Source organism: Paenibacillus koleovorans NBRC 103111 (assembly GCF_004000845.1).
GTDB lineage: Bacteria > Bacillota > Bacilli > Paenibacillales > NBRC-103111 > Paenibacillus_AA > Paenibacillus_AA koleovorans.
Genome location: NZ_BIMA01000013.1, coordinates 17,024 through 41,657, shown reverse-complemented (window position 1 = coordinate 41,657; position 24,634 = coordinate 17,024). Strand labels below are relative to the sequence as shown.

General features: G+C 56.5%; 17 protein-coding genes. 9 read left to right on the top strand and 8 right to left on the bottom strand.

The features are described from left to right. The first annotated feature begins 1 nt into the window (after position 1). The 4 genes from uvrA (at position 2) to PKO02S_RS06405 (ending at position 5,691) form a co-directional block, all read left to right on the top strand. Positions 2-2,908 carry an excinuclease ABC subunit UvrA gene (gene uvrA / locus PKO02S_RS06420; protein WP_127580277.1) on the top strand — a complete coding sequence of 969 codons (2,907 nt, stop codon included), beginning with the start codon at positions 2-4 and terminating at the stop codon, positions 2,906-2,908. 103 nt (positions 2,909-3,011) lie between these two features. Continuing rightward, the gene (locus PKO02S_RS06415) at positions 3,012-3,272 is read left to right on the top strand and encodes a hypothetical protein (RefSeq protein WP_127580276.1); all 261 of its coding nucleotides are present in this window, start codon (positions 3,012-3,014) and stop codon (positions 3,270-3,272) included. A gap of 222 nt (positions 3,273-3,494) precedes the next feature. Next, complete coding sequence (locus PKO02S_RS06410) at positions 3,495-3,704, top strand: hypothetical protein (protein WP_127580275.1); 210 nt, start codon at positions 3,495-3,497, stop codon at positions 3,702-3,704. Between the two features lie 109 nt (positions 3,705-3,813). Further along, the gene (locus PKO02S_RS06405) at positions 3,814-5,691 is read left to right on the top strand and encodes an ABC transporter ATP-binding protein (protein WP_246066861.1); all 1,878 of its coding nucleotides are present in this window, start codon (positions 3,814-3,816) and stop codon (positions 5,689-5,691) included. 92 nt (positions 5,692-5,783) lie between these two features. On the opposite strand, the gene PKO02S_RS06400 is transcribed toward PKO02S_RS06405, so the two are convergent. Continuing rightward, positions 5,784-6,662: a hypothetical protein gene (locus PKO02S_RS06400; RefSeq protein WP_127580273.1), complete on the bottom strand. Its 879-nt coding sequence runs from the start codon at positions 6,660-6,662 to the stop codon at positions 5,784-5,786. Then, the gene (locus PKO02S_RS06395) at positions 6,652-7,209 is read right to left on the bottom strand and encodes an RNA polymerase sigma factor (protein WP_164821323.1); all 558 of its coding nucleotides are present in this window, start codon (positions 7,207-7,209) and stop codon (positions 6,652-6,654) included. The genes PKO02S_RS06400 and PKO02S_RS06395 overlap by 11 nt, the downstream gene beginning before the upstream one ends. Before the next feature lie 160 nt (positions 7,210-7,369). Here PKO02S_RS06395 and PKO02S_RS06390 point away from each other — a divergent pair, with 160 nt between their 5' ends. Continuing rightward, on the top strand, positions 7,370-9,478 hold the full coding sequence (locus PKO02S_RS06390) for a choice-of-anchor I family protein (RefSeq protein ID WP_127580271.1): 2,109 nt from the start codon (positions 7,370-7,372) through the stop codon (positions 9,476-9,478). Positions 9,479-9,496: 18 nt separating this feature from the next. Next, on the top strand, positions 9,497-11,122 hold the full coding sequence (locus tag PKO02S_RS06385; RefSeq protein ID WP_127580270.1) for an S-layer homology domain-containing protein: 1,626 nt from the start codon (positions 9,497-9,499) through the stop codon (positions 11,120-11,122). A gap of 44 nt (positions 11,123-11,166) precedes the next feature. Here the strand turns inward: PKO02S_RS06385 and PKO02S_RS06380 are convergent, their stop codons facing one another. The 5 genes from PKO02S_RS06380 to PKO02S_RS06360 all read right to left on the bottom strand — a co-directional run bounded on the left by PKO02S_RS06380 (position 11,167) and on the right by PKO02S_RS06360 (position 18,691). Then, positions 11,167-12,318 (bottom strand): MBOAT family O-acyltransferase, encoded by a 1,152-nt coding sequence (locus tag PKO02S_RS06380; RefSeq protein WP_127580269.1) that lies wholly within the window; start codon positions 12,316-12,318, stop codon positions 11,167-11,169. An 80-nt stretch (positions 12,319-12,398) separates the two neighbouring features. Beyond that, the gene (locus PKO02S_RS06375; RefSeq protein WP_246066859.1) at positions 12,399-13,637 is read right to left on the bottom strand and encodes an SGNH/GDSL hydrolase family protein; all 1,239 of its coding nucleotides are present in this window, start codon (positions 13,635-13,637) and stop codon (positions 12,399-12,401) included. 227 nt (positions 13,638-13,864) lie between these two features. Then, the gene (locus PKO02S_RS06370; RefSeq protein WP_246066858.1) at positions 13,865-15,100 is read right to left on the bottom strand and encodes a class-II aminoacyl-tRNA synthetase family protein; all 1,236 of its coding nucleotides are present in this window, start codon (positions 15,098-15,100) and stop codon (positions 13,865-13,867) included. Positions 15,101-15,105: 5 nt separating this feature from the next. Then, positions 15,106-15,357, bottom strand: a complete 252-nt coding sequence (locus tag PKO02S_RS06365) for an acyl carrier protein (RefSeq protein WP_127580268.1) — start codon at positions 15,355-15,357, stop codon at positions 15,106-15,108. Between the two features lie 43 nt (positions 15,358-15,400). Continuing rightward, the gene (locus PKO02S_RS06360; protein ID WP_127580267.1) at positions 15,401-18,691 is read right to left on the bottom strand and encodes an FG-GAP repeat domain-containing protein; all 3,291 of its coding nucleotides are present in this window, start codon (positions 18,689-18,691) and stop codon (positions 15,401-15,403) included. 291 nt (positions 18,692-18,982) lie between these two features. Between PKO02S_RS06360 and PKO02S_RS06355 the strand changes: the two genes are divergently transcribed. Next, on the top strand, positions 18,983-21,532 hold the full coding sequence (locus PKO02S_RS06355; RefSeq protein ID WP_444980883.1) for a U32 family peptidase: 2,550 nt from the start codon (positions 18,983-18,985) through the stop codon (positions 21,530-21,532). A gap of 200 nt (positions 21,533-21,732) precedes the next feature. Next, positions 21,733-22,407, top strand: a complete 675-nt coding sequence (locus PKO02S_RS06350) for a DUF559 domain-containing protein (RefSeq protein ID WP_127580266.1) — start codon at positions 21,733-21,735, stop codon at positions 22,405-22,407. A 291-nt stretch (positions 22,408-22,698) separates the two neighbouring features. On the opposite strand, the gene PKO02S_RS06345 is transcribed toward PKO02S_RS06350, so the two are convergent. Continuing rightward, positions 22,699-23,379: a queuosine precursor transporter gene (locus tag PKO02S_RS06345; RefSeq protein ID WP_127580265.1), complete on the bottom strand. Its 681-nt coding sequence runs from the start codon at positions 23,377-23,379 to the stop codon at positions 22,699-22,701. A 208-nt stretch (positions 23,380-23,587) separates the two neighbouring features. Here PKO02S_RS06345 and PKO02S_RS06340 point away from each other — a divergent pair, with 208 nt between their 5' ends. After that, positions 23,588-24,613, top strand: a complete 1,026-nt coding sequence (locus PKO02S_RS06340) for a LacI family DNA-binding transcriptional regulator (RefSeq protein ID WP_127580264.1) — start codon at positions 23,588-23,590, stop codon at positions 24,611-24,613. Positions 24,614-24,634: the final 21 nt, after the last annotated feature.

Below are 24,634 nucleotides of genomic sequence, written 5' to 3'. Positions count from 1 at the left end.
CATGGGACACAACCAAATTGTGATTAAGGGAGCCCGGGCTCACAATCTGAAAAATATCGACGTTACGATTCCGCGCGACAAGTTTGTCGTCCTGACGGGGCTCAGCGGATCGGGCAAATCGTCGCTTGCTTTCGATACAATCTATGCGGAGGGCCAACGCCGCTACGTCGAGTCGTTGTCCGCCTATGCGAGACAGTTCCTCGGTCAGATGGACAAGCCCGATGTCGATTCCATTGAAGGCTTGTCGCCGGCAATCTCGATCGACCAGAAGACGACGAGCCGCAACCCGCGGTCGACGGTGGGGACCGTCACCGAGATTTACGATTATTTGCGTCTGCTCTACGCCCGGATCGGGCGTCCGCATTGCCCGGAGCATGGCATCGAGATTTCGGCGCAGACGATCGAGCAGATGGTCGACCGGATCATGGAGTATCCGGAACGAACCAAGCTGCAGATTCTCGCGCCGATCGTCTCCGGCCGCAAGGGCGAGCACACGAAGCTGCTGGCTGATATTCAGAAGCAAGGCTTCGTTCGTGTCCGCGTGAACGGCGAGATACGCGACCTGAGCGAGAAGATCGAGCTCGACAAGAATAAGAAGCATTCGATCGAGGTCGTCGTCGATCGGATTATTGTGAAGGATGATGTGCACAGCCGGCTGGCGGACTCGCTCGAGACCGCGGTGAAGCTGTCCGAAGGCCGCGTCATTGTCGACGTCATGGAACAGGAGGAGCTGCTGTTCAGCCAGAAGCTCGCTTGTCCCGAATGCGGGTTCAGCATCGAGGAGTTGGCGCCGCGGATGTTCTCGTTCAACAGTCCCTACGGGGCTTGTCCGGATTGCGACGGCCTCGGCGTGAAGATGATTGTCGATCCGGACCTGCTCGTCCCGAATGCAGAGATGACGATCGAAGAAGGGGCCTTCGAGGCATGGGCCGGCAGCACGTCGAACTACTATCCGCAGTTCCTGGCTGCAGTGTGCGAACACTACGGGATCCCGAACGACAAGCCGGTTTCCAGCTTCACCGCCGATCAGATGAAGAAGCTGATGTACGGCACAGGCGGAGAGCGGGTTCGGTTCCGCTATGAGAACGACTTCGGCGCGACCAAGGAAGCACTGGTCCCGTTCGAGGGCATCGTGCGCAACCTGGAGCGCCGTTACCGCGAGACCGGCTCGGACGGCATCCGCGAATATATCGAGCAGTACATGAGCGCGAAGCCTTGCGTAGGGTGCAAGGGGCATCGCTTGAAGCGCGAAAGCTTGGCCGTGACGATCAACGGGCAAAATGTTTCTTTTGTGACGAGCTTGTCCGTGGGCGATGCGTCTGAATTCTTCGGTGGGCTGACACTTACAACGAAGGAGCAGACGATCGCGCACCTCATTCTGAAGGAAATCCGCGCCCGTCTTGGCTTCCTGGTCAATGTCGGGTTGGATTACTTGACGCTCAGCCGTGCGGCGGGCACCTTGTCCGGCGGGGAAGCGCAGCGGATTCGATTGGCGACCCAGATCGGCTCCAGTCTGATGGGTGTCCTCTACATCCTGGACGAGCCTAGTATCGGGCTGCATCAGCGGGACAACGACCGGCTGATCCAGACGCTGGTCCATATGCGCGATCTCGGCAACACGCTCATCGTCGTCGAGCATGATGAGGATACGATGCTGGCGGCCGATTACATCATCGACATCGGTCCGGGCGCCGGCATTCACGGCGGCAAGGTCGTCTCGGCAGGCTCTCCGGCCGAGCTCATGGAAGACCCGAACTCGCTGACCGGCCAGTATTTGTCCGGCAGGAAGTTTATCGCCGTGCCTACGCCTCGCCGCAAGCCGAACGGCAAGTGGCTCGAAATACGCGGCGCCAAGGAGAACAACCTGCGCAATGTGAACGCGAAGTTCCCGCTGGGCGTGTTCACATGCGTGACCGGCGTATCCGGCTCCGGGAAGAGTACGCTGATCAATGAAATCCTGTACAAGACGCTCGCTCGCGACTTGAACAAGGCCAAGGTGCGTCCGGGCGAATTCAAGGAGCTCAAGGGTTTGGAGCATGTCGAGAAGGTCATCGACATCGACCAGTCGCCGATCGGGCGGACACCGCGCTCGAACCCGGCTACGTATACCGGCTTGTTCGACGATATCCGCGACGTCTATTCCAATACGAACGAAGCCAAGGTCCGCGGCTACAAGAAAGGCCGCTTCAGCTTCAACGTCAAGGGCGGCCGCTGTGAAGCTTGCCGTGGCGACGGCATTATCAAGATCGAGATGCACTTCCTGCCGGACGTCTATGTGCCTTGCGAGATTTGCAAGGGCAAGCGCTATAACCGCGAGACGCTGGAAGTGAAGTACAAGAGCAAGACGATCGCCGAAGTGCTGGAGATGACGATCGAGGACGGCTGCGAGTTCTTCAAGAACATCCCGCGCATTCACCGCAAGCTGCAGACGCTCCTCGACGTAGGCTTGGGCTACATGACACTCGGCCAGCCGGCGACGACGCTGTCCGGCGGGGAGGCGCAGCGGGTCAAGCTCGCCGCCGAGCTGTACCGCCGGAGCACCGGCAAGACGCTGTACATCCTCGACGAACCGACCACCGGGCTGCATATCGATGATATCGATCGCCTGCTGGTGGTGCTGCATCGTCTCGTCGACAGCGGCGAATCGGTGCTCGTCATCGAGCACAACCTCGATGTGATCAAGACCGCCGACTATATCGTCGATCTCGGTCCCGAGGGTGGCAACAAGGGCGGCACCATCGTAGCCACTGGCTCACCGGAGGACGTCGTGAAGGTGCCGGAGTCATACACGGGCAAATACTTGAAGCCGGTTCTCGAGCGGGATCGCAAGCGCACGGAAGAGGCCCAGGCGGCCATCGAGCAGGTGGAGAAGAAGTCGAAGAAGCGCAAGGAAACGGCTGCGGTTTGATGGCACCATAAGATGCTGGTCAGTACACTAGGGGAGTCTTCCGGTAAGGAGGACTTCTCTGTCGATTTATGCGAATCCGAGGAATCAAGGAGGAGAGAGTCTAATGAAAGAGGACTCATCTGAACGCAAACCTGGTGTTGATAAGGAGACCTCCGGTTATTGCGATGTTCCCGAGCGGTATGAGTTAATCGGCGGGGTGCGGGTACACCTGACCATTGATCAATTCGTGCTGGACGGGGGACGCTATCAGCTGGAAGCGACCCACATCGATATAGGTGAGTTGACGACCAGTCGATTTCCCTGCATCCGAATCGATCTCGAACGATTGTTTGGATCCATCGCCCGTTTTCGACAGGACAAATAATTGAGAAGCAGGAAGTGCGATGGCCCGATTGCTGTTATAGATAATGGAAGGGTTGGACATCTTATACTTGCAGGGCATGTCTTTCTTTCCGGCCGGCCGCATGGGCTTGATTGGTGACAAACTTGTTAACAATGAAGTAAAGGACTTGCAACCATTGACGATGGAAGTTAACATAGATGAAGATGAGTATACTGCGTGTTTACATTAAGGAGGTCCCTGGCTATGTTATTGGCTGAAGATGCCGTACAGGCGGTAAGCCGTTTCCACACGTTCGATATTTTCGTTATCCTGTTCACAATCGTACTTGCCATCGCGTTGGTGCGTTCTCTGGTAGCCCCGACCAAAAATAAATTTGCAATCGGCTTTGCTGGAGTAAGTCTTTTGGTGTTCTTGGTCATGGATGTGCTGATGGTCAAGTACTGGATAAGTTAAGAAAGTCGTATTCATTTTCGGGGGAAAAGCTTGTTAGGCGTAGAGTGCTGCGCTTGGACAAGCTTTTTTTTGTGAGCGTAGAAGAGAGAGGAGGCTGGATATAGTGAGCATGAATATGGGGAGTGGCGGCGGGTTCGGTTCAGGGGGCGGAGGAGGCAGCGACTTTGGCGGTATGGGTAGGGGCGGCAATCGTCACCGGATGCGGGAGCTGGCGAAGACGGAGCGTTTCGACTGGGTCATTGTAAGGCGTGCCTTTCGTGCGTTTATCCCTTATTGGCGGCGTGCGTTGCTGATCGTATTCTTGATGCTGATTTCTGCCCTGGGGGGAGTCGCTCCGGCTTGGCTGACGCAACGAATCATCGACAACGGGATTATGCAAGGCGATATAGAAACGGTAGTGAAGCTTACGTTGCTCGTGCTGGGCATCGTGCTGACGACGGGCTTATTAGGCGTATGGCAGAGCTGGCTGAACAATTCGATCGCTCAGAATGTAATGGCGGACTACCGGCTTTCTTTGTTCGACCAGATCCAGAAGCAATCGATCACGTTCTTCGCATCCCGGCAATCCGGCGAGCTCGTCTCCAGAGTCATGAATGATGTGACCGCTATCCAAAATGTAGTGACTTCTACGCTGATCGGCATTGTAAACAACTTGTTGATTATTGCCAGCACCTTGTTCCTGATGTTCCATATGAATTGGAAGCTGACGCTGCTCTCCTTGCTAGTTGTTCCTGGGTTCGTGCTGCCTTCTCAGAAAGTCGGACGTATCCGCCAAAAGCTGCAGGACGATATCCAGCAGAGGCAGTCGTCGATGACCGTTAAGCTGAGCGAGGCGTTCGGAGTGAGCGGGGCGTTGCTGACACAAATATTCAGCCGGGAACGGGCACAACGCGATCAATTTGATCAGGTGAACACCGAGCTGCGCAAGCTGCAAATTCGCCAAACGTTGGTTGGCCGTTGGCTGTTTATGTGGATGGGCATGTTCGGCTCGCTCGGTCCTGCTATTCTGTGGGGCTATGGGGGCTGGTTGGTCATCCACAACCAGATGGGGATCGGCGTGATCGTGTCGTTTACCGCTTTGATGGGAAGGCTGTATGGCCCGGTAAGCTCTCTCACGCAGCTGCATGTGAACTTGTATTCCTCGATCGCTTTGTTCCGGCGAATTTTTGCCATGTTGGACACAAAGCCGCAGGTGCAAGGCGGTGTAGCGGAGCTGGCACCTGGGAGTGCCGAAGGGGACATCCGGCTGGAGGACGTGACTTATGCGTACCGGAATAAGGAAGGCGGCCTGTACGAGCCGGTTCTTCGCGAGGTGAATTTACACGTGAGGCCACGTCAGATGGTAGCGTTAGTGGGACCGAGCGGCGCCGGCAAAACGACGCTGATGAACTTGATCCCGCGCTTCGCGGATCCGGTGGAAGGTCGGGTGCTGCTGGACGGCCGGGACATCCGCGAGCTGACGTTGCCGGCGCTCCGCACCCAGATGGGCCTCGTGCCGCAGGATCCGTTTTTCTTCCACGACACGATCTACAGCAACCTGCTGTTCGCGCGGCCGGACGCTTCGCGAGACGAAATCGAAGCTGCCTGCCGCGGTGCGCAAATCCACGACCTGATCGCCTCGCTGCCTGAGGGGTACGAGACGGTCGTAGGCGAACGCGGCTACCGTCTGTCCGGCGGCGAGCGCCAGCGGCTCGCCATCGCCCGCGTGCTGCTGCGCGCCCCGCGCATCGTCTTGCTGGACGAGGCGACGAGCTCGCTCGACACGCTCGTGGAGCGCCAGATCCAGCAGGCGCTGGAGGTGCTTATGCAGGATCGCACGGCGATCGTGATCGCGCACCGGCTCTCGACGATCCTGAAGGCGGATCAGATCGTCGTGCTCGACGGCGGCACCATCGCCGCCACCGGCACGCATGAGGCGCTGCTCGAGTCGAGCCCGCTGTACCGGCGGCTGTATGAGGCGCAGTTCGTGGCGTCAGCGGAGCAGTAGCGAGAGGAGCAGAAAACGTCCACCCGGAGTCGGGGAGGACGTTTTTTAGGGTCTCAGTGGTTTGTAACACTATTTGTATCGGGAGGCATAGTTTATCTCGGTATCAGCGAGTTAAGAAAGTGAATCAGCTTTTGTTCGGCATCGGGTGTTTTAGCTTCTGTGGAAATTTGGTAAAATAGACCTCCCTGGCTTGCACTCGAGCTCCAGTTTAGCACAACGTGATCCGCCACTTTCCTGACTAATCCTTCAATTTCATTCACTTGAATGACCCGAATGTCACTGTCTGCCAGCAGATCGGTATAGAGGGTTTTAAACCATATGCTTTCCGAGATCAATGCGGATACTTCAGCCCCTTCCAGTGAAGCCCGGATTGTGACTCCTGTTGCTTGCGGAAGGACGGCGACTTTCGTTGTTGCAAGTTGGCCGCCATGCTCGTCGCTTAGCTTTTTCAACTCAGCTAAATCGGGTACTCCTACCCTGTGCTGAACGCTCCCCTGAAGGAACGAAACCAAACCGCTGAGCTCGATAGGCAGCCGGAATACGGGTCCTGCGGCATGACGCAACGAGTCCCAGTTACCGATGATTACGGGATTCTCAATAGCGGTCATTATTTGATCCGGATTCCCGCTTCGCCTGAAAAGCGCTACCGCTTCACCTGACAGGATACTCGCCAGCGCCAACTCTCTCTCCTCAGAGGTATAAGAAGGGGGATTGGCTTGATCAAACGGACGAAGGGTTAGTGTAGAGACTCCTTGCTCATTGAACAGAGTAATAGACGAGAATACAGTATACCCTGATACTAGCAGCACGGTTATAGCGATAACAGCACCGATAGCGAATTGGAGAGGAACATTACTCCGCTTGCGTGACGGTTCGATTGTTGCGAGGGACTGCATAACCCGGTCATGTACGTCGACCTCGGGCATGTGAAGCGACCGGAGCTTATTTTCAATTCCCTGATTAGTAATCAACCTGAGCGCCTCCTTCTTGGCTGTGTTCTGCACGCATCGCTTCCGATCTAAGCTTTAGCTTAGCCCGTTCGAATTGCTTTCTTAATGCATTAGGTTTGCCATGTATGATTTGTCCGATTTCCTCGTAGCTCATCCCATGGAGCACTTTCAGGATGACGAGACTCCGCACATGAGCGGGAAGAGAATCCAGCATCGCTAACACTTCCAAATTAGAGCTTAAAGAGTGACTATCGACTTGCAAGGAGGAATGGTGCGCGGCCCTATGAAACAAAGCAGCTAGTCTGGAGCGCTTCTTCAGTTTGTTCAAGCATAAATGATGCGCGATTGTAAGAATCCAGCCAATAAAGGAACCGGTCTCCTCGTATTGATGCAACTTAGTATAGGCGCGAACGAAAGTTTCTTGAACAACGTCTTCAGCGTCTTGCCGATGACCGATCATAGGATAGCAGTACCGAAACACCTGCTGTTGCAATAAAAGCACAATTTCCGAAAACGCGCTGTGCTGCCCTTCCTTCGCCAATCCGACCAATTGATCCAGTTCATCCATCCTCATCCCACCCTCTTACTACTATAACAACTCTTTTTTCCAAAATGTGACGACATTTGCAATGTATTTACAAAACCTTCACTTCAAATTGATCTTCCCAGAATAGTCCGTTGGTACCTTTAAACATGTGCACTCAATTGGACAAGGAGGAGAAATAGAAGTGAAATTGAAGAGACTTGCTGCAACACTGGCTGCTACTGTAACCATTGCCTCTGTGCTTGGTACGACGCCTGTCTTCGCTGCCGATGTGATTCCGACGCCGCCGACGGCTACTGGGGAATTGGTCCTGACCAAGATCGCTCGCTATGATTCCATGAAAGTGGGAGCCGGGACAGAGAAGAATGGGGTTGAGATAGTCAACTTTGACCCGATCAGCAAGAAGGCCTTCCTGGTAAATGGAGATGCAAATCACCCGTCGATGGAAATCATTGATTTTTCCTCGCTTACTACTGGTTCTGTGACGGATATCGTGTATGGCGGAACAAACGGCAATTTGTTGACTCGCATTCCGATCCGCAGTCTTGGCGAATCCGCCTTTTTCGACGTGACAAGCATTGCGATCCATCCGACACAAGACTTGCTTGCCGTGGCTGTGTTGGCCGAGAAGCCGAACAAGGGCTATGTGGCGTTCTTCAACAAAAACGGGCAATACCTGAAAAAGGTAGAAGCCGGGTATCATCCGGACATGATTATGTTTACTTCGGACGGCAACACCGTACTCGTAGCCAATGAAGGCGAACCGACCGACAATACTTATGCGGATGATCCGAAAGGCTCGGTAACCATCGTAGACGTATCGGGCGGAATTAACAGCGTGGATCAGTCCAAGGTTACGGATGTAACGTTTGATGAACTGACGATTGACGATATCGATCCGAATGTGCGGATTTTCCCTTTTAAGGATGGCGTATACCACAAGCGCTCGGAATTTCCGAACGGCAACAACTGGTCGGTCGACTTCGAGCCGGAGTACATCACAGTGAGCGGTAATATTGCTTATGTATCTCTGCAAGAGAACAATGCGATTGCCAAGCTCGACTTGACGACAAAGAAATTTACGCATGTATATGGGCTGGGCTACAAGGATCACACGTTGCCGGGCAACGAGATCGATCTGAATGAAAAAGACGGCATCAACATAATCAACCAACCGGTATTAGGCGCGTACATGCCGGACGGAATAACCAGTTATCAAGTTGGCGGGAAAACCTATATTGTAACTGCTAACGAAGGGGATTCCCGAGAGTATATTTATAAAGATGCCAGTGGTCACGAGATCACGGTTTATACCGAGGAAAAGAAGCTGAATGCGATCAAGTCGTTGCTTCAATTCGATGCCAGCAAGTTTGGGAATTATACGCAGGATCAATTTAATACGTGGCTCAACACCATCAATGGAGATTCCGCCAAAGTAACCACCGCCGTATATGATGCAGCTTTCGGTGAGACGGGCAGCGCAACTCATAGTGTAGCTTATACTTTTGGAGCACGTTCATTTTCGATCTGGGATGCTGACAATATCAGTGCCGGCCCAGTATACGATAGCGGCAGCAACTTCGAGTCGATCACAGCAACTATGTTACCTGACTACTTCAACTACAGCAACGACGGTAATAAGAAAGACAAGCGCAGCTCCAGCAAAGGTCCAGAGCCGGAAGATGTGAAGCTGGGCGTCATTAACGGCAAAACGTATTCTTTCGTTGGGTTGGAGCGGATCGGGGGCGTAATGGTGTATGACGTGACCAATCCGATGCAACCTTCCTTCGTGACATACAAGAACGACCGCGACTTCACGAAGCTTGATCATACGACCGACCTCGGTCCGGAAGGCATGAACTTCGTTCCAGCAGACAAGAGCCCGACCGGCAAGCCGCTTCTGTTCATTGCTCACGAAATATCAGGTACCCTGCTCGTGTACGAAATTTCTAGCGCCAATTACCAAGTTACAGGACAAGCGGACGATGCTTACATGGTTGGCGCCAAAACAAACGGCATTACGACGTTGACCGTAAATTCCGGCAAGAGCGGTTGGGTATCCTTCTCGGCATCCGTCGCTTCTGTAATCCCGAATCCAGGTTCGGAAACACTCGTGTTCAAACATGTGCGAAACAATACCCAAATCGGACTTGCGGCGGTACGCCAAGATTACGACGGGTCAGCGCAAGCCGCTCAAGCTCAATTCAACGTGCAGGCCGGCGATGTGGTCGAAGTCTACATCGTGGACAACCTGACCAACGATCCGACCAAGCAGCCGGTTGTGCTGCAGTAATCGACGGGAGGGTTCGACATGAAACGTTTAGCAACTGTAATTATCGCGGCGGGGCTGCTTTTGGGAGCAGCCGCTCCGGCCGCTTGGGCCGCATCTCTAACCTCGCAAGTGAGCGCCACGTCGGTACAAGCCGGTGGTAGCGTGACCGTAAACGGAACATATGCGGCTAATGCATGGGTTTCGCTGCGGGTGTTGGACAGCACGAACAGCGTAGTCGTGTTCGACGCCGCCAAATCGGATGCAAACGGCGCCTATAGCTTTACGTTCGTTGTGCCGGCATCGGCAGCACTCGGCAACCTGACGGTATTGACAGGAAGCGGTGCCGATGTGGCCAGCAAAACCGTTACGCTCACCCAAACGAGCACCGGCGGCGGCGTCATCATCGGCCCTGGAACAGGCTCCGGCAATACGACCATCGAGGACGGCAAGATTGAGATCAAGCCGGAGGTAACCAAGGGAGCCGACGGACGTACGGAAGCCAAAGCTACCATCAACGAGACCCAACTGAGCGAAGCGTTGAAAGAGTCGCCGGATAAAGTAACGATTACGGTAACCGGTGATTCCACGGATCAAGTGGTGGCTCAATTGGATGCCAAGGCGCTGCAGCTGGCAGCCAAGAACAATACCGTAATTGAGATCAAGTCCGAAATCGGCATCTACACGCTCCCGACCAGCGTGCTGGACCTCGAAGCGATCGCGAAGGATCTTGGAGTACCGGTGGAGCAACTGAGCTTGAACATCAAGCTGGTGCAAGCTACACAAGATCAAAAGCAAGCTGTAGGAGCGGAGACCAAGGAACTGGGGGCGACTTCGGTTGCGCCAGTAATCGAGTTCGTCATTGAGTTCACGGCGCCAGGCGGCAAGTCGGCGGAGGTGTCCAGCTTCGGGACGACTTATGTGAGCCGTTCCCTGGAACTGACGGATAGCAGCATCGATCCGGCCCACACGACCGGTGTCCGGTATGATCCGGTGACGGGCGTGTTCCGGTTTGTACCGACGGTGTTCCAACAAGCGGATGGCAAATGGATCGCTACCTTGAAGCGGAACGGCAACAGCTTGTACACCGTCATTGAGAACGAGAAAACATTCACGGATGTAGCCTCCCACTGGGCGAAAAAAGAAGTCGAGCAGCTCGCCTCCAAGCTAATCGTACAGGGCGTGAGCAACACTTCCTTCTCGCCGGACGGGTCGGTTACGCGTGCGGAGTTCACGGCCTTAATCGTAAGGGCGCTTGGGCTTGATGAAGCCAAAGGCAGCTCGGCCTTCTCCGACGTAACCTCAGGCGCCTGGTACGCGAACACCGTTGCCACAGCCTATAATGCAAAGCTGGTCAGCGGCTATGAGGACGGCACGTTCCGCCCGAACCAGCCGATCACCCGCCAAGAGCTGGCAGTGCTGATGGACAATGCGATGGCGTATGTCGGCAAGCGCAATGCTTCCTTAAACGTAGATACAGCGTTGAACACGTTCCAAGACCGTGGCACGATCGCAGCATGGGCTAAGTCGGCTGTAGCGCAAATCGTGAGCGCAGGCATCACCAACGGCAAGGCGGACGGCGCTTTCGTCGCAGACAGCAACGCCACTCGCGCGGAAGCAACGGTTATGATCCAACGACTGCTGAAGCTGGCGGTGTTTATCAACTAAATGAAAATCGCCCCTTCGAGATAACTCGAGGGGGCGATTTTATTTTACAAGCCCAACAGCCCTTTATAAATCCGCAGCACCGTCTCCGTATTGCCGCTATACACGACGATAGCGAGTAGCACGATAAGCTGAGTGACTGCGCAACGGAACCAGAAGTAGGCCGCCGACACTTTGCGCCGCTGGACGGTCGACTTGTTCAACAAGCTTTCAAGCCCGATCAGCGCCCCGTGGTACACGCCCCAGAGCAAGTACAGCCAGCTAAAACCATGCCACAGTCCGATCAGCACCATGATGAGCATAGAGACGCCGGCACCCGCCCAGCGGGACGAGAGCTGCCGAGAGAAGATCATGTAGATATGATCGCGGAACCAATCGCCGAGCGTAGCATGCCAATTGCGCCAATACTGCGTGAGGGTCGGGGACTGGAACGGCTGCTTGAAGTTTTCCGGAATCGTGTAGCCCATCAGTCGGCCGAACCCGATCGCGATATCGGAGTAGCCCGAGAAGTCGAAGTAGATCAGCGCGTAAAACCAGACCATCAGGAACAAGCTGTGGAGCGGAGTCAAATCTTGCTCCAGCACCGACTTGAACACAACCGTCATCGACGCGACTAACACGACCTTTTTAAACAACCCTAGAATGATGCGTTTGACCCCCGCCTCGAAATCGGCAGCGCTTACGGTGTAAGGTTTCTTCGAATCGGCCAGGAAATCGCGAAACTTCAGGATCGGCCCGGATGTAAAAGTAGGAATGAAGAGCAAATAGTTCACATAGTCGAGCAGCGGAGCGCGTCCGCCTTCCCGACCGACGTAATAGGCGAGATAGAGAGCGTCGATTACTTTAAGTACTGTATAAATGAGCCCGAACGTGTAGATCGCGTCGAAATAAGGATGTTCGAACACCCCCATCCAGAGCAGCCGAACCCCGCACACAAGCGCCACATTCCCCACGATCAACGCCAAAAACCACCAGCGCCGCCCGCTCCTGACATGCACTAGAAACAAGTAGCCCAAATAGTTGAGCAGCACGTACACGAGGGAGAACACGAAGAGCTTTTGGCTGAACACGAGCAGGAACAGCAGGTTGAACGCCAGTACGAGCCACCGCTTATTCGGCCGCCACCAGCGGGTCAGCATCAGCACGAGCACCATGCCGAACAATGCGACCAGGGCATACATATTCAACAAGTAAGACATGCGCTAAAACCCCTCGTAAATAAAAAGTCCTTTGCCCGTAAACGCGATCAAGACGGCAATCAGCATCGCCAGATAGACGATTACTTCGAGGAGCTTGCGAAAGACCGGATCCATGCGTCCACCTCCCGGGTAAATGTAGGCGCGCCGACCTCGCGGTTCAAGTGCACGAGATCATGGAACAAATCGGGCTTGTAGCGGTCGGAGACGTCCAGAAGCGGTATATCGGCGGACTGGGCGAGCTGCTGCACGAGCTCCTTCAGAGGCTTCCAATAGCCGGGCGGCGGATAGGCCGGGTCCGGATTGAGCGGCATCAGGATGAGCTTGAGCGGGAGAGCTTGTTCACGGGCGTGCGTGATCACCCACTCGAGCGCCTCCAAGTTGTCCTTCAAGTCATCCAGCGTCATCCAGTTGAATAGCTTCTCGTAGCGCTCATAGTCGGCCTTAAGGTCTTCCGGCTTGCTGGGGCCGAAATACAGCTCCTTATCGATCCAACGCGGCTCGTACGTATGCAAATCGAGCTCCCCGCGCTTCGCGCCCTTCCAGGCGTTCCGCACCAACTCCTTGCCGGAATCTTTGAAATAATCTCGATAGAAGTAGACGTAAGGCTGGTACGGCCGCTTAAACCACTGGTAAGTCGGGTCCGTCGTGAGCTGATCAAGCATCGTGTGCGCATCAATGCCGATGACGAGCTGGTCCTCGAAGTCATACAGCCCTTGCTGGAGGATCGCTTTCAAGTCGGTCAGTTTGCCGTAGGACATTCCCATCTCCACCAAAGGCACTTGCGCCTGCTCCTCGATGTAAGCCCCCGTAACCGCCGAGTTGCCAAAAAAAACGGGACCGGACCGATCCCACTGATGATGGTAAAGCGTTTTGGTGAAGTCGTTTTTGTAAAAACGGCGCGAGGACGACATCGGGTCCCACTGGGAGACGAGGAGATCGACCAGTACAAAGGCGGCTAGCAGCAGCAGGATGAAGCTGTTGGCACGGAGCGCCTTCCAGTTGCGGCCGCCGGAAGGGGCTGAGCCGCCGGTGCCGGCAATGCCAGTTCCGTTGCTGGAGCCACCGCTGGAGCCGGGGCCGGATCCGACGCTGGAGCTTCCGCCTGGCTTGAGCGAACCGCCTGGCTTGAGCGAACCGCCTCGCTGGCTGCGCGGCCCAAGCGGGGCACTGCCTGCATCGCCGCCGGAGCCGACAGTACCGCTATTGCTGCCACCATTGTCGCCGCCTGCACCGATCCCGGCATCGGCCTGGTACGCAGGCGTTGAAGCTATGCGGTTGTCGCGGCTGTTGCCGTTGTCGCCGTGCGGATTTGCGGCCATCGTTTTATCAACTCTCTCAAAAAATAAGGTGATGCGATATCTCTATTTCGCCGGAAACCAGGGTTCACGCAAAAATAAGGTGCAGGCATAACGCTATTTCAGCCGAAACACCGCGATGGGAGTCGATTTCGCCGAAATAAGGTGACGCCATAACGCTATTCGTCACAATCCGAGCGGTCTGAGCGAAATAAGGTGATTTCACAAAGCTATTTTCACGAAACTAACTTCTAGATCGACTTGGCTTGCCAATCGCGGTACTGCTGACGGAACGCCGACGGCCAGTTCGCCTCATCCAGCCCGAACTGGGCGAGGAACGCGAACACCCAGCGTTCGATGCCGAAGCCAACGCAGCCGGTCGTGGCCGGACGTTTGCCCAGCTTGATGTCGAACGCGGAGCCGAACGCCGTACTGTGGAAGTTGACCGACGAGCAGGCGATTGATTTGTTGATGTGCGGGATCGTGAGCCGCATCTCGTACTTCATCTCTTGATTGCGCTGGAAGGAGGCTTTTACCTGGAAGTCGTTCGTGAAGAACGGGTCATTCGCATTCTCGATGACGCAGTCCAGCTCCCATTCCTCCGCCAGCTGCTTCAGATGCTCGACGCCCTTCATCCGGTTTTCCCGGACGAATTCCGGTTTGCCGACGAAGATGATCTCCCGCATGCTGAAGTCAAGCAAACGGCCGAAGTCGCCGTGATTATGCGACTCATAGCGGTGGCACTTGGCGATCGCCGTAGCGATGATGCCGTCGCCCTCCAGCGTCTCGCCCTGCAATCCTTCATAGCAATGGTAGCAGGTCGAAGGGTTCATCGCATACCGAGGCTTCGGCATGTTGCGGTTCAGGTCGAGCGGGGCTTCCGGCTTCCAGCCGCCTGCCTCGCGGATCGATTGGGAGAACGATTCGATGACGTCCAGATCGTCCCGCAGGTGCGAGAGGAAATGCAGATGCTCCGGAAACGAAGTGAAATGGTTCGTCTTGTCCAACGTTGTCAAATGGATGATCGCCGGATACGTTTCTTCCTTCGCTCCGAACGCGGAGGCTACCTTCGTCACGAACGAATAGTCGAAGAAGCGCATCAAGCTCGAAAACGGCTCGCGGAACAAAAACAAACCCGGATCAAGCACCTTGATCGTCTTAGACTGCACGAGCTCGGCGATGATATCGCCTTTGTATGGCATAGCGCCGTGGCGTTCGTAGAGGATGTGCTCCTTGAAGCCGAAGTCGCCCTTCGAGAAACGCTCGATCAGCCGCTCAACCTGACTGACGATCCGCTCATTGCCGGCGGGGGAGCGATGCTCAACGTACAAATTCGTTCCTTCCAGCCAAATACGGTCAATATGCTCATCTACAAAGGAGGAAGCGTATTTCACCTGGCCGTGCTGGTTCGGATCGAGGCGTTCGAGAGAAATGACGCAGACGACGGGAGGTGCGGTTTCCGATGGGCCGCTCATACTCGTGCTCATGGTGCTTACCTCCCCGTTTTTTTCGCGACAAATTCTGCGATCTCTCGAATCGTGTTAAGCGGATACAGCATCAAATCCTGGTTCGTCACTTGGATGCCATAAGTTTTCTCCATATGGGCAATCAGCGCGGTGGCGCCGATCGAATCGATGTAGCCGTAGTCGAACAGATGGACATCCGGCGTAAAGTCGCTGTCATCCGATTCGATCTCGTAACGGGTGCGAATGTGCTGCTCCAACTCTTGTGCGATTTGTTCCATGAGGTTCTACCGTCCTTCCATAGTACAGCGTCAAGGCCCCATGCTACCATGTGGCCTTGATCGTCGTTTTGCTGCCGAAATGCGTGACCGTATAAATGTAATTATGCTCCGCTTCGAAGGCGTCTATCTTGAGGTCGGCTCCTTCGATCCGGAGGGGGTGCGGGCTGAACAGCTTGATCTGCTGCATGCCGTCCGAATTCAGCGCGATCGTCCAGTAGCGGTCGGCCTTCTCGATATCCACCGGCACATTGACGCGCAAGATCTGCATCGGCTGCTCTTTCCACGCCACGGCGATTTTCGTCTTGCCTTGAAGGCCGACATACAAGCGATTGTCCTTCTTCGTGACGATGTCGGAGTCCGTATGGAACGGAAGGTTGGCGTAGGCTTTCCCAGGCTCGAACACGACGCCTACCGCATCGCGGTATTCCAGCGCCAGAACGGCCGGAACGTTGCGGCTGTCCGCTTCGATCGTGAGCGACAGATGTTTGCCGCTGCCGAATTTGTCCTTCGCCTTGTCCAGCAAGTAGACGAGCCAGCTGCGGCTCACTTTGTACTCGCTTAGCATCGAGGCCAGCGTGGAGCGGGCCATCTGCGGTTCGGAGACGAAGTTGTAATCGTACTCGGTGCGCAGTTTGTCGAAGAACTGGGCGAAGGCGGTGTTATAAATCATCCTTGGTGCTTCGATCGGTGTGTCTTGATATTCGATGTGTTCGAAATAAGTGATAGGTAGATCAAGCTCCGCGAAATCGTAGTACAAGTTAGCGTTTGTTGTAAATTTGCCGTTCTTGTAATCCATCTTCATCCCCGGCGTATGCAGCAGCATCGGGTGCTTCAAGGCATCATCGTCCAGCAGGAACGGGAAGCCCCACATATAATCCTGCCCCCATTGCGGCTCGAACGGATCGTGAGAAGGCTTGAACCCGAAGTTGAACCACAGGTCGGCTTCATTCTCGTTGCGCAGCGTCTGCAGGCGGTCCAGATTGCCGATGCGCCACGTATGCTGGTTTGTCCCGGTCATCGTCCAAGGGATGCCGAGCTTCTCGAACGCCTGGCGGTGCAGGGCGATCTCCGCCTTCTCCTGCTCGGCGGTCAGGAAGTTCTGGAAGTACAAGTGAGGGTACAGCTCGAGCTTGTTCTGGTTCAAATAAGCAATAAAGTCCGTCAACTGCTGCTTGTAAGGGAATTTCGGATCGTCGATCGTAACTGGCTTGCTGTATTCGACTTGGCCGACGATCAGGTCTTCCTTGCCGTCATGGTTCAAGTCATACCAGACGGGAACCGAGTATTGGCCGCCGACGAGCGCTTTCGTCCCCATCTGGTTGTTCGTCTGGCCATTGATCGTGCCGGTAAAGCTCCAGCTTGATTCCGTTGCGGCCGGCTGCGTGTAGACCAGCAAGTCGCCCTCGCTGTTGCCGACGACGAGATCGGCTTTGCCGTCGCCGTTCATGTCGCGAATGGACGGAGCGGCGTACTTGGCCTTCTCAAGCGTGAACAGCGTGCTGCCGCTCTCGAAGCGGAGCGGCTGGCCCTTGATGCCGCGGTACAGCGTCACGCGGCCGCTCTTGTCGCCGACGACGAGGTCGGCGACTCCATCGCCGTTCACGTCGCCGATGGCGGGAGCGGCGTGCCCCGCTGCGGCGACGATCGGCGTGCCTGCGCCGGACGTGAGCGCGACCGGGGCGGCGAAGGTGCCGCCAGGTCGCTGCAGTGCCGCGAGCACACTCCCGTTAGCGCCGCCGAGGACGAGATCAGCGAGACCGTCGCCGTTGAGGTCCGCCGCTGCAACGGTCACACTGAAGATAAGGTCGTTGGCTATTTTGTCGTCGTCGAGGTCCTCATCGGCCACGGTCGGATACTTGGCGAGCCGCAGCGGCTCTAAGCTGCCACCGGCGCCCGTGGCGGCACGCACGGGCTCGCCCGGCGCGAAGGCGTCCGGGTACGTGAGCCCGGACGGCACCTGCTGCGTCGACGGCTTCATGCCGACGTTGCGGTACCACGTGACACTGCCGTCGCCGCTGCCGATGATCAGATCCATCCGACCGTCCCCATCGAGGTCGGCGAATGTCGGATAAGCGCGGTAAGCTAGCGCCAGCTTCTCTGCGAGCTGAATGCCTTCTTTAGGATAATCGGCTTGATACAGAAGACCGTCTCCTGCCAGCAGATGCGTCCCGCTGGAGTAGAACGAGTTCGGGAACTCCCCGACGAACTCCGGCTTGGCCGTCGTCCCGGTGTTCAGATGGACAACGACGCCTTCCGTCCATTTCCACCACTCGAACGAAGAGCGAACCAAAGAGAATGACGGAATCTCATTATACTGCTTGAGCAGCTCCGCCCACTTGATCCCCTCTTGCTTCTCGAAAGCGGGCAACGCCTCGAAATGGTTCTGGAACGCCATCGCAGGACGGCCGTAAGGGCCATATACGCGCTTCACGCTGTAGCCGTGCGTCTCCTTGGAGACGAAGGAAGCATATTCGCTGCGGAACAAATGATTGACCGTCGCAAAGGAGAAATTGAAGAAGGGCTGCAACGGCAAGCCGGTCTTAAAATCAAAGTAATTGGCTTTTGTCGACTGGCCTACATTTTTGTTATGATCCTCCACACGCTTCGCAAATCCCTGCGTCGGGTCCATGCCGCTTTGCAAGTCGAAGCCGGTGATGAAGTACCGGTTCGGCACGAAGGCGGTTGCCGTAAGCACCGTCCCTGTGCCATAGCGATTCAGCGTCACGATAGGGCGGTCCTGCAGCAGCACGATCGGCTCCGCCGTCGTCACGGTCAGTGAGCGGCCCCATTTGTAGCCGGGCATGTAATTGTCTATCTTGAAACCGACGGTATACACCGTCTGGACAAACCCGTCCGCAAACCGTTGAATCAATTCCTGCATGGTCTTCAGATGCTCGTCCACCGACGGATAGGCGAAGACCGGCTTGCCGACGACCGACAGCTCAGGATCGACCGTGCCGCCTAACAAGTCTGCCGGAATGACGTCGATCAAGCCTTCGTCTACTAGAATATGGCCGCCCTGCTCCACATAAAGGCGAAGCTTCTCGAGATCGGCTGGCAAGGTCGGGCTTTTTTTCAAAGAAGGATCCAGCACTACCGCATCATAAGCTTGCAGCTTGGCGGCATTCAGCCCTCCGAGCGGTGACCGGGATAGCTTCAGATTGGCAACCAACGACTGTTCGTAATTTAGATAAGCGGCGCGGTCGTAATCGGCACTGCTACCGGTTGCGTAGAGCAATCGGACGTGCTCCTCCTTCTGCGCGAATACCAACACAAGGCAGGAAGCAATCAGCAGGATGCTTACGAGCCAGGCCGCTTGCTTGGCGAATCGCAAATGAAAGTCCCCGCTTCTATCAGGAAATTATGAGTTTAGCATACGGACATTATACCATTCGGCTCGTTTTTTGTTAATCTTTGACGGGAGAACGCGGAATTTTGTCAACACTTGGCAGGTTTTCGGCGGAAATAGGCGGCAAATGGCTATTTGGCCCCCGTTTCTGGTACACTTATATATAAGAAAAAGGAAGATGAACGTATGGAGGCTAGGAAAACAGTGAGTGAGCAAGTGCGGAAACTGCGCAAATCGGATATAGAGCTTCTAGCGCCGGCAGGCGACTGGGATTGCATGCGGGCGGCGGTGGCCAACGGAGCGGATGCGATCTTTTTCGGCGTGGACAAGTTCAATGCTCGGGTGAGGGCGCACAACTTTACGATGGACGAGCTGCCGGACGTGATGTCATTCTTGCACCTGTACGGGGTAAAAGGATTCGTGACGTTCAATATTCTCGTATTCGAAGAGGAGCTGAACGACGCCAAACGGCTGATCGAGGCTTGCATCGACGCAGGAGTAGACGCCGTGATTGTGCAGGATTTGGGGCTGGTGAAGCTGATTCGCGAGATTTCGCCGGATTTCCCGATCCATGGCTCCACGCAGATGACGATTACGTCGCCGGAGGCGGTCGAGTTCACGAAGCCTTTCGATATCGAGCGGGTCGTGTTGGGCCGGGAAAATAATTTGAAGCAAATCAAGCAGATCGGCGATCAGGCGAAGCTCCCGATGGAAGTGTTCGTGCATGGGGCGCTGTGCGTGTCCTATTCGGGGCAATGCTTGACGTCGGAAATGTGGGGCGGCCGCTCCGCGAACCGTGGCGAGTGTGCGCAGGCTTGCCGGTTGCCTTACGATCTGATCGTAGACGGCGAGCAGAAGCCGATGGGGGACGTGGCCTACCTGTTGTCGCCGAAAGACTTGGCTGCGTTGGAGCTGGTGCCGGAGCTGATCGAGGCGGGGGTTACGTCGTTCAAAATCGAAGGGCGACTGAAATCGCCGGAATATGTGGCGAATGTGGTCGGCAAGTATCGCAAGGCGATCGACGCTTATTTCGAAGGCCGCGATCCGAAGCCGAGCAAGGAAGAATTGCGCGAGCTGGAGCAAAGCTTCTCTCGGGGCTTCTCGTACGGCTTCCTGAAAGGCACGAACAACAAGCAGCTCGTCGAGGGGACGTTCCCGAAGAGCCGCGGCGTGTTCCTCGGCCGGGTGAAGCAGATTCTGCGCGACGGCGTCGTGTGCGAGCTCGAGGCGCCGCTCAAGCGCGGCGACGGCATCGTGTTCGATGCGGGCGATCCGACGCGCAAGGAAGAGGGCGGCCGCGTCTATGACGTGCGCCGCAAGGGTGTGAAGCTGGAAGGCGAAGCGGCGGGCGGCCTGATCGAGATCGTGCCAGGGCGGAACGACGTCGACCTGAAGCGGGTGCACGTCGGCGACCGCATCTGGAAGACGAGCGATCCGGCGCTCGACAAGCGGCTGCGCCAGACGTTCGAGACCGACAAGCCTTACCGGGTGTTCCCGGTGAAGGTCAAGGTTGTCGGAGCGCTCGGCCATCCGCTGAAGTCGTGGTGGACCGACCTCGAGACCGGCCACACCGTTGCGGTCGAATCCGAGCTCGCGCTCGTGCAAGCGGAGAAGCGTCCGATGGACCGGACGCTGTTCGAAGAGCAGTTCGGCCGCTTGGGCGGCACTGTGTTCGAGCTCGTGGAGCTGGACGTGCAGCTGCAGGGCGAGCTGATCGTCCCGATGCGCGAGCTCAACCAGATGCGCCGCCTGGCGGCCGCCGAGCTGGAGGCCGCGCGCCGCAGTCCGCGGCCTTATGTGAAGCGTCCGGTCGACGTGTACGCGGACGCATGGACAGGCGCGTCGGAGCCGGGGACGACGGCCATCGCATCTCGCGCCGCAGCCCAGCTCGCTGCGCCATCCGCTTCGGACGCCGCCGCTGCGTCCGCATCGCTGATGGGCGATCCGACCGCAGCCGCAGCCGCAGGGCCGTACCTGATCGCGCTCTGCCGCAGCCTCGAGCAAGTGCAGGCGGCCGGGCAGACCGACGTTCCATGGATCTACGCGGACTTCGAGTTCATCAAGCAGTTCCCGGCGGCCGTGGAAGCCGCTCGTGCCGCAGGCAAGAGGATCGCTCTCGCCACACCGCGCATCCATATGCCGGGGGAGACCGGCTACTTCCGGAACCTGCTGAACTTGCGTCCGGACGCGGTGCTCGTCCGCAATACCGGCGCAATGTACTACTTCATGCAGCATCGTATGAACAAACCCGAGGAGTTCCAGCCGGAGCTGATCGGCGACTTCTCGCTGAACGCGACGAATCACAAGACCGTCGACCTGTTCGCTGCCGCCGGCTGCAAGCGAATCACGCCGTCCTACGACCTGAACATCCAACAGATGGTTGATCTGCTCAGCCGAACCGACAACCGTTTGATCGAGGTCGTGCTGCATCAGCATTTGCCGATGTTTCATACCGAGCATTGCGTCTACTGCACCTTCATGAGCGAAGGCACCGACTACACGAACTGCGGCCGCCCTTGCGAGGAGCATCGCGCCGGGCTGCAGGACCGCGTCGGCATGACGCACCCGGTGCGGGTTGACGAAGGCTGCCGCAACACGGTGTACAACGCGATCGAGCAATCGGGCGCCGAATACTTGAGCAACTTCATCGAGCTCGGCGTGCGAGCATACCGCATCGAGTTCCTCGAGGAGACCGGCGCCAAGGTGCGCGAGGTGATCGACCTGTACAGCCGCGCTTTGTCCGGCGACATCAGCGGCACGCAAGTGTGGCGCAAGCTGAAGGCGACGAACCAGCTCGGGGTCACTCGGGGGCAATTGGTGAAGTGATTGTATTGTGGATGGCGTTCTTATCCGAACGTTGACCATTCGTTCCTTGGTTGCCGGCTCCATATAAATTTGATAATCTTGTTATAAGTTGCAGACTTGTACAGAACGTGAAGCACACGCTGTTCTTCGTCCTCGCTATTACGCGGGAACAAGGAACAGCGTTTTTTATTGTCGAGTCGAGTAGGGGAGGGTGTCGTGCTATGCATTCATTTATTACCGATCATTCCGCCTGGCTGGCGGAGCATGTTGCCAAACGGAGTGGAGAAAGTCAAAGGCGATTGAAAAAAGGGCATGCTCATGCCGAGCGATTGTTTGTTGAGAAGGTGTGGTGGCCGGCATTCGGCACTTTCGCTTTCCTTCACCCCGAATACGAGGTGTACGACTTCAAAGACGGCAGAAGGTTTATAGACTTTGCCTGGATCTGCGGTTCGGTCAGCCTGGCCATTGAGGTTGACGGCTACACGACGCATGTGAAGGAGCTGGACCGGCAGTCGTTCGAGGACCATCTGAGACGCCAAAACGATTTGGTGAACGACGGGTGGTGCATTTTGCGTTTCTCGTACGATGAAGTCAAGGATCGGCCGAGAAGCTGTCAGCAGCAGGTGCAGCATTTTATGGGCAGATGGACGGGTGCCGGGAGAGCGGGTGCCGGGGCGGAATTAGGGTTGATGGAGAGGGAGGTGGTCCGGCTAAGCTCCAGGCGTGGGGTGGCGTTCGCTTGTGACGATGTGCAGAAATGGTTGGGCGTGCATCGGCATACGGCGGCTAAAACGATCCAATCGCTCGAAGAGAGAGAGTGGATCCACCTTGAGGCACGGCACAGTCGGGGTAAGCGCCTTTATGTGTTGAATCGGAGTAAGGTGATTGATTTCTAGGAGTAGGCAGTTGTATAAGAAATGTACATCTGAGGGCGAATTCGGGCGTATTTCAGAGGCAGATGTACAGCGATTGTACATCTGAGCTGCGAAACGGGTGCATCACCCGGTCAATGTATAGAAAATCGACATCTGGGGCGTCAAAATGGGCTTATCATGTCGAAATGGTATACATCTGCCGCCCCAATCGCCCGTTTTCGCCCACCAGTTGTACAAAACGTATACATCTGCAAAAAGAAAGGCTGCGGGAAATGGCAAACTAGCCAGCTCCAACAGCCTACGACGCACTCCTCAATCCTCTTTCACACTAAAGCTCCGCGCCCAATACAGCACCGGCGTCCCCGCGATCGAGATCAGCAGCTTGAACAAATAGGTAGTCGCAAAAATTTGCAGCCATACGTCCAGCGTGTACACGCCGTAGAACGCGATCGTGCAGAACACGAGCGAGTCGACCAGCTGGCTGAGCAGCGTGCTGCCGTTGATGCGGATCCAGAACTGATTGCGCACCGGGAAACGCCGCTTCAGATACGAGAACACGCGCACATCGAGGAACTGGCTGACGAAGTACGCGCACAGGCTGCCCGCCGCGATTTGCGGCATGAGGCCGAAGATCGTCTTCAGCGACTCCTGGGCGAAATCCGACTCCGCCGGTTGGAACGCCAGCGTCATCTGCATGATCGCGGTAGACGCCAGCAGGCTGAAGAAGCCGAACCAGACCGCCTTCCGCGCCGCCTCCGCGCCATACTTCTCGTTCAGCAGGTCGGTCGACATGTAGATCGACGTGTAGATCGTATTGCCGAGCGTCATGACGATGCCCAGCATCTCGATCGTCTTGGTGACCTGGATGTTGGCCAGCACTGTGGCGAAGCCGATCCAGGCGTACAGGCCCTTCTTGCCGAACAGCCGGTAGGAAAGCAGGAAAAGTGCGAACTGCGCGAGCATAAACAAAATGCCCCATGACAAATTAAACAAACCCAAACGCCTCCTTAGTTTTGATAACGCGGGATGGTCTCGAACCGCGGCCGGTCGGCAAACGCCGACAGACAGCTCCATCTTACCAGCTAGGGTTCGCCAGGGGAAGGAAAATCATGCTAATCGGGCAATTTTATGTTGACAACCACAGTCCTCGGTGAGAGAATGTACGCGTGTACATTTTGTGACGGACGGACGGAGGGATGCTGTGGGAACGAGGAAGCAGGTGGCTGAACGGGCAGGCGTTTCCGAAGCTACGGTGTCGAGGGTGTTCAACGGCGTGACACCGATGAAGGAGTCGACCAAGCAGCGCGTGCTCGAAGCTGCGGCGGCGCTGGGCTACACGCCGAACGTCATTGCCCAGCGGTTCGCGAAGGGCCGCAGCGGCAACCTTGGTGTCGTGCTGCCTTATGTGCCCAAGGTGCATCTGTTCTCGACCTACTACTTCTCGGAAATACTAAGCGGCATCGGCGAGACGGTGCGCGAGCTGGGGTACGACCTGCTGCTGCTGTTCCGCTCGCCGGGCGAGGAGACCGATTATGCCTCCTTGTACCGCTCCGGGAAAGTCGACGCCTGCATCATGCTGGGGTCGTCGGACGACGCCAACGAGATTCAGGCGTTGCAGGAGCTGGAGGAGCAGGGTTATCCGTTCTGCCTCGTCAACCAGCACTACGCCGGCCGGCAATGGTGCGAGGTCGACGCCGACCACATACGGGGCAGCTACGACGCGGTCAAACACCTGCTGCACGGCGGCTGCCGGCGCATCGCGTTCGTGAACGGCCCGGAGCTGTACTCCAACAGCCGCGACCGGCTGCAAGGGTATTGGAATGCGATGACGGAGGCCGGCATCCCGGTCGAGGAGTCGCTTCTGTTCGAAGGCAACTACAGCCGGAAGAGCGGCTACGCGGCGGCCTCGCGGATCTACGAGCGCCGCTCGTCGATCGACGCCGTATTCGCGGCGAACGACCGGATGGCGATCGGCCTGATGCAAGGCCTGCGCGAGTTGGGGCTTCGCCCGGGGGTCGACCTGCCGATTGTAGGCTACGACGACTCCGACGCGTCCCGATTGACCGACCCGCTGCTGACGACCGTGCATGTGCCCTTTTTCGAGATGGGCCGGCGGGCGGCCTCCCAGCTGCTCGAGCTGCTGTCGAACCAAGCGGACGGGCACGAGACGGCCCCTTTTCAGGAAAAGCTGGAAACCCATCTGGTTGTGCGAGGAACATCGTTATAACATCACCCTCAACAGGGAGAG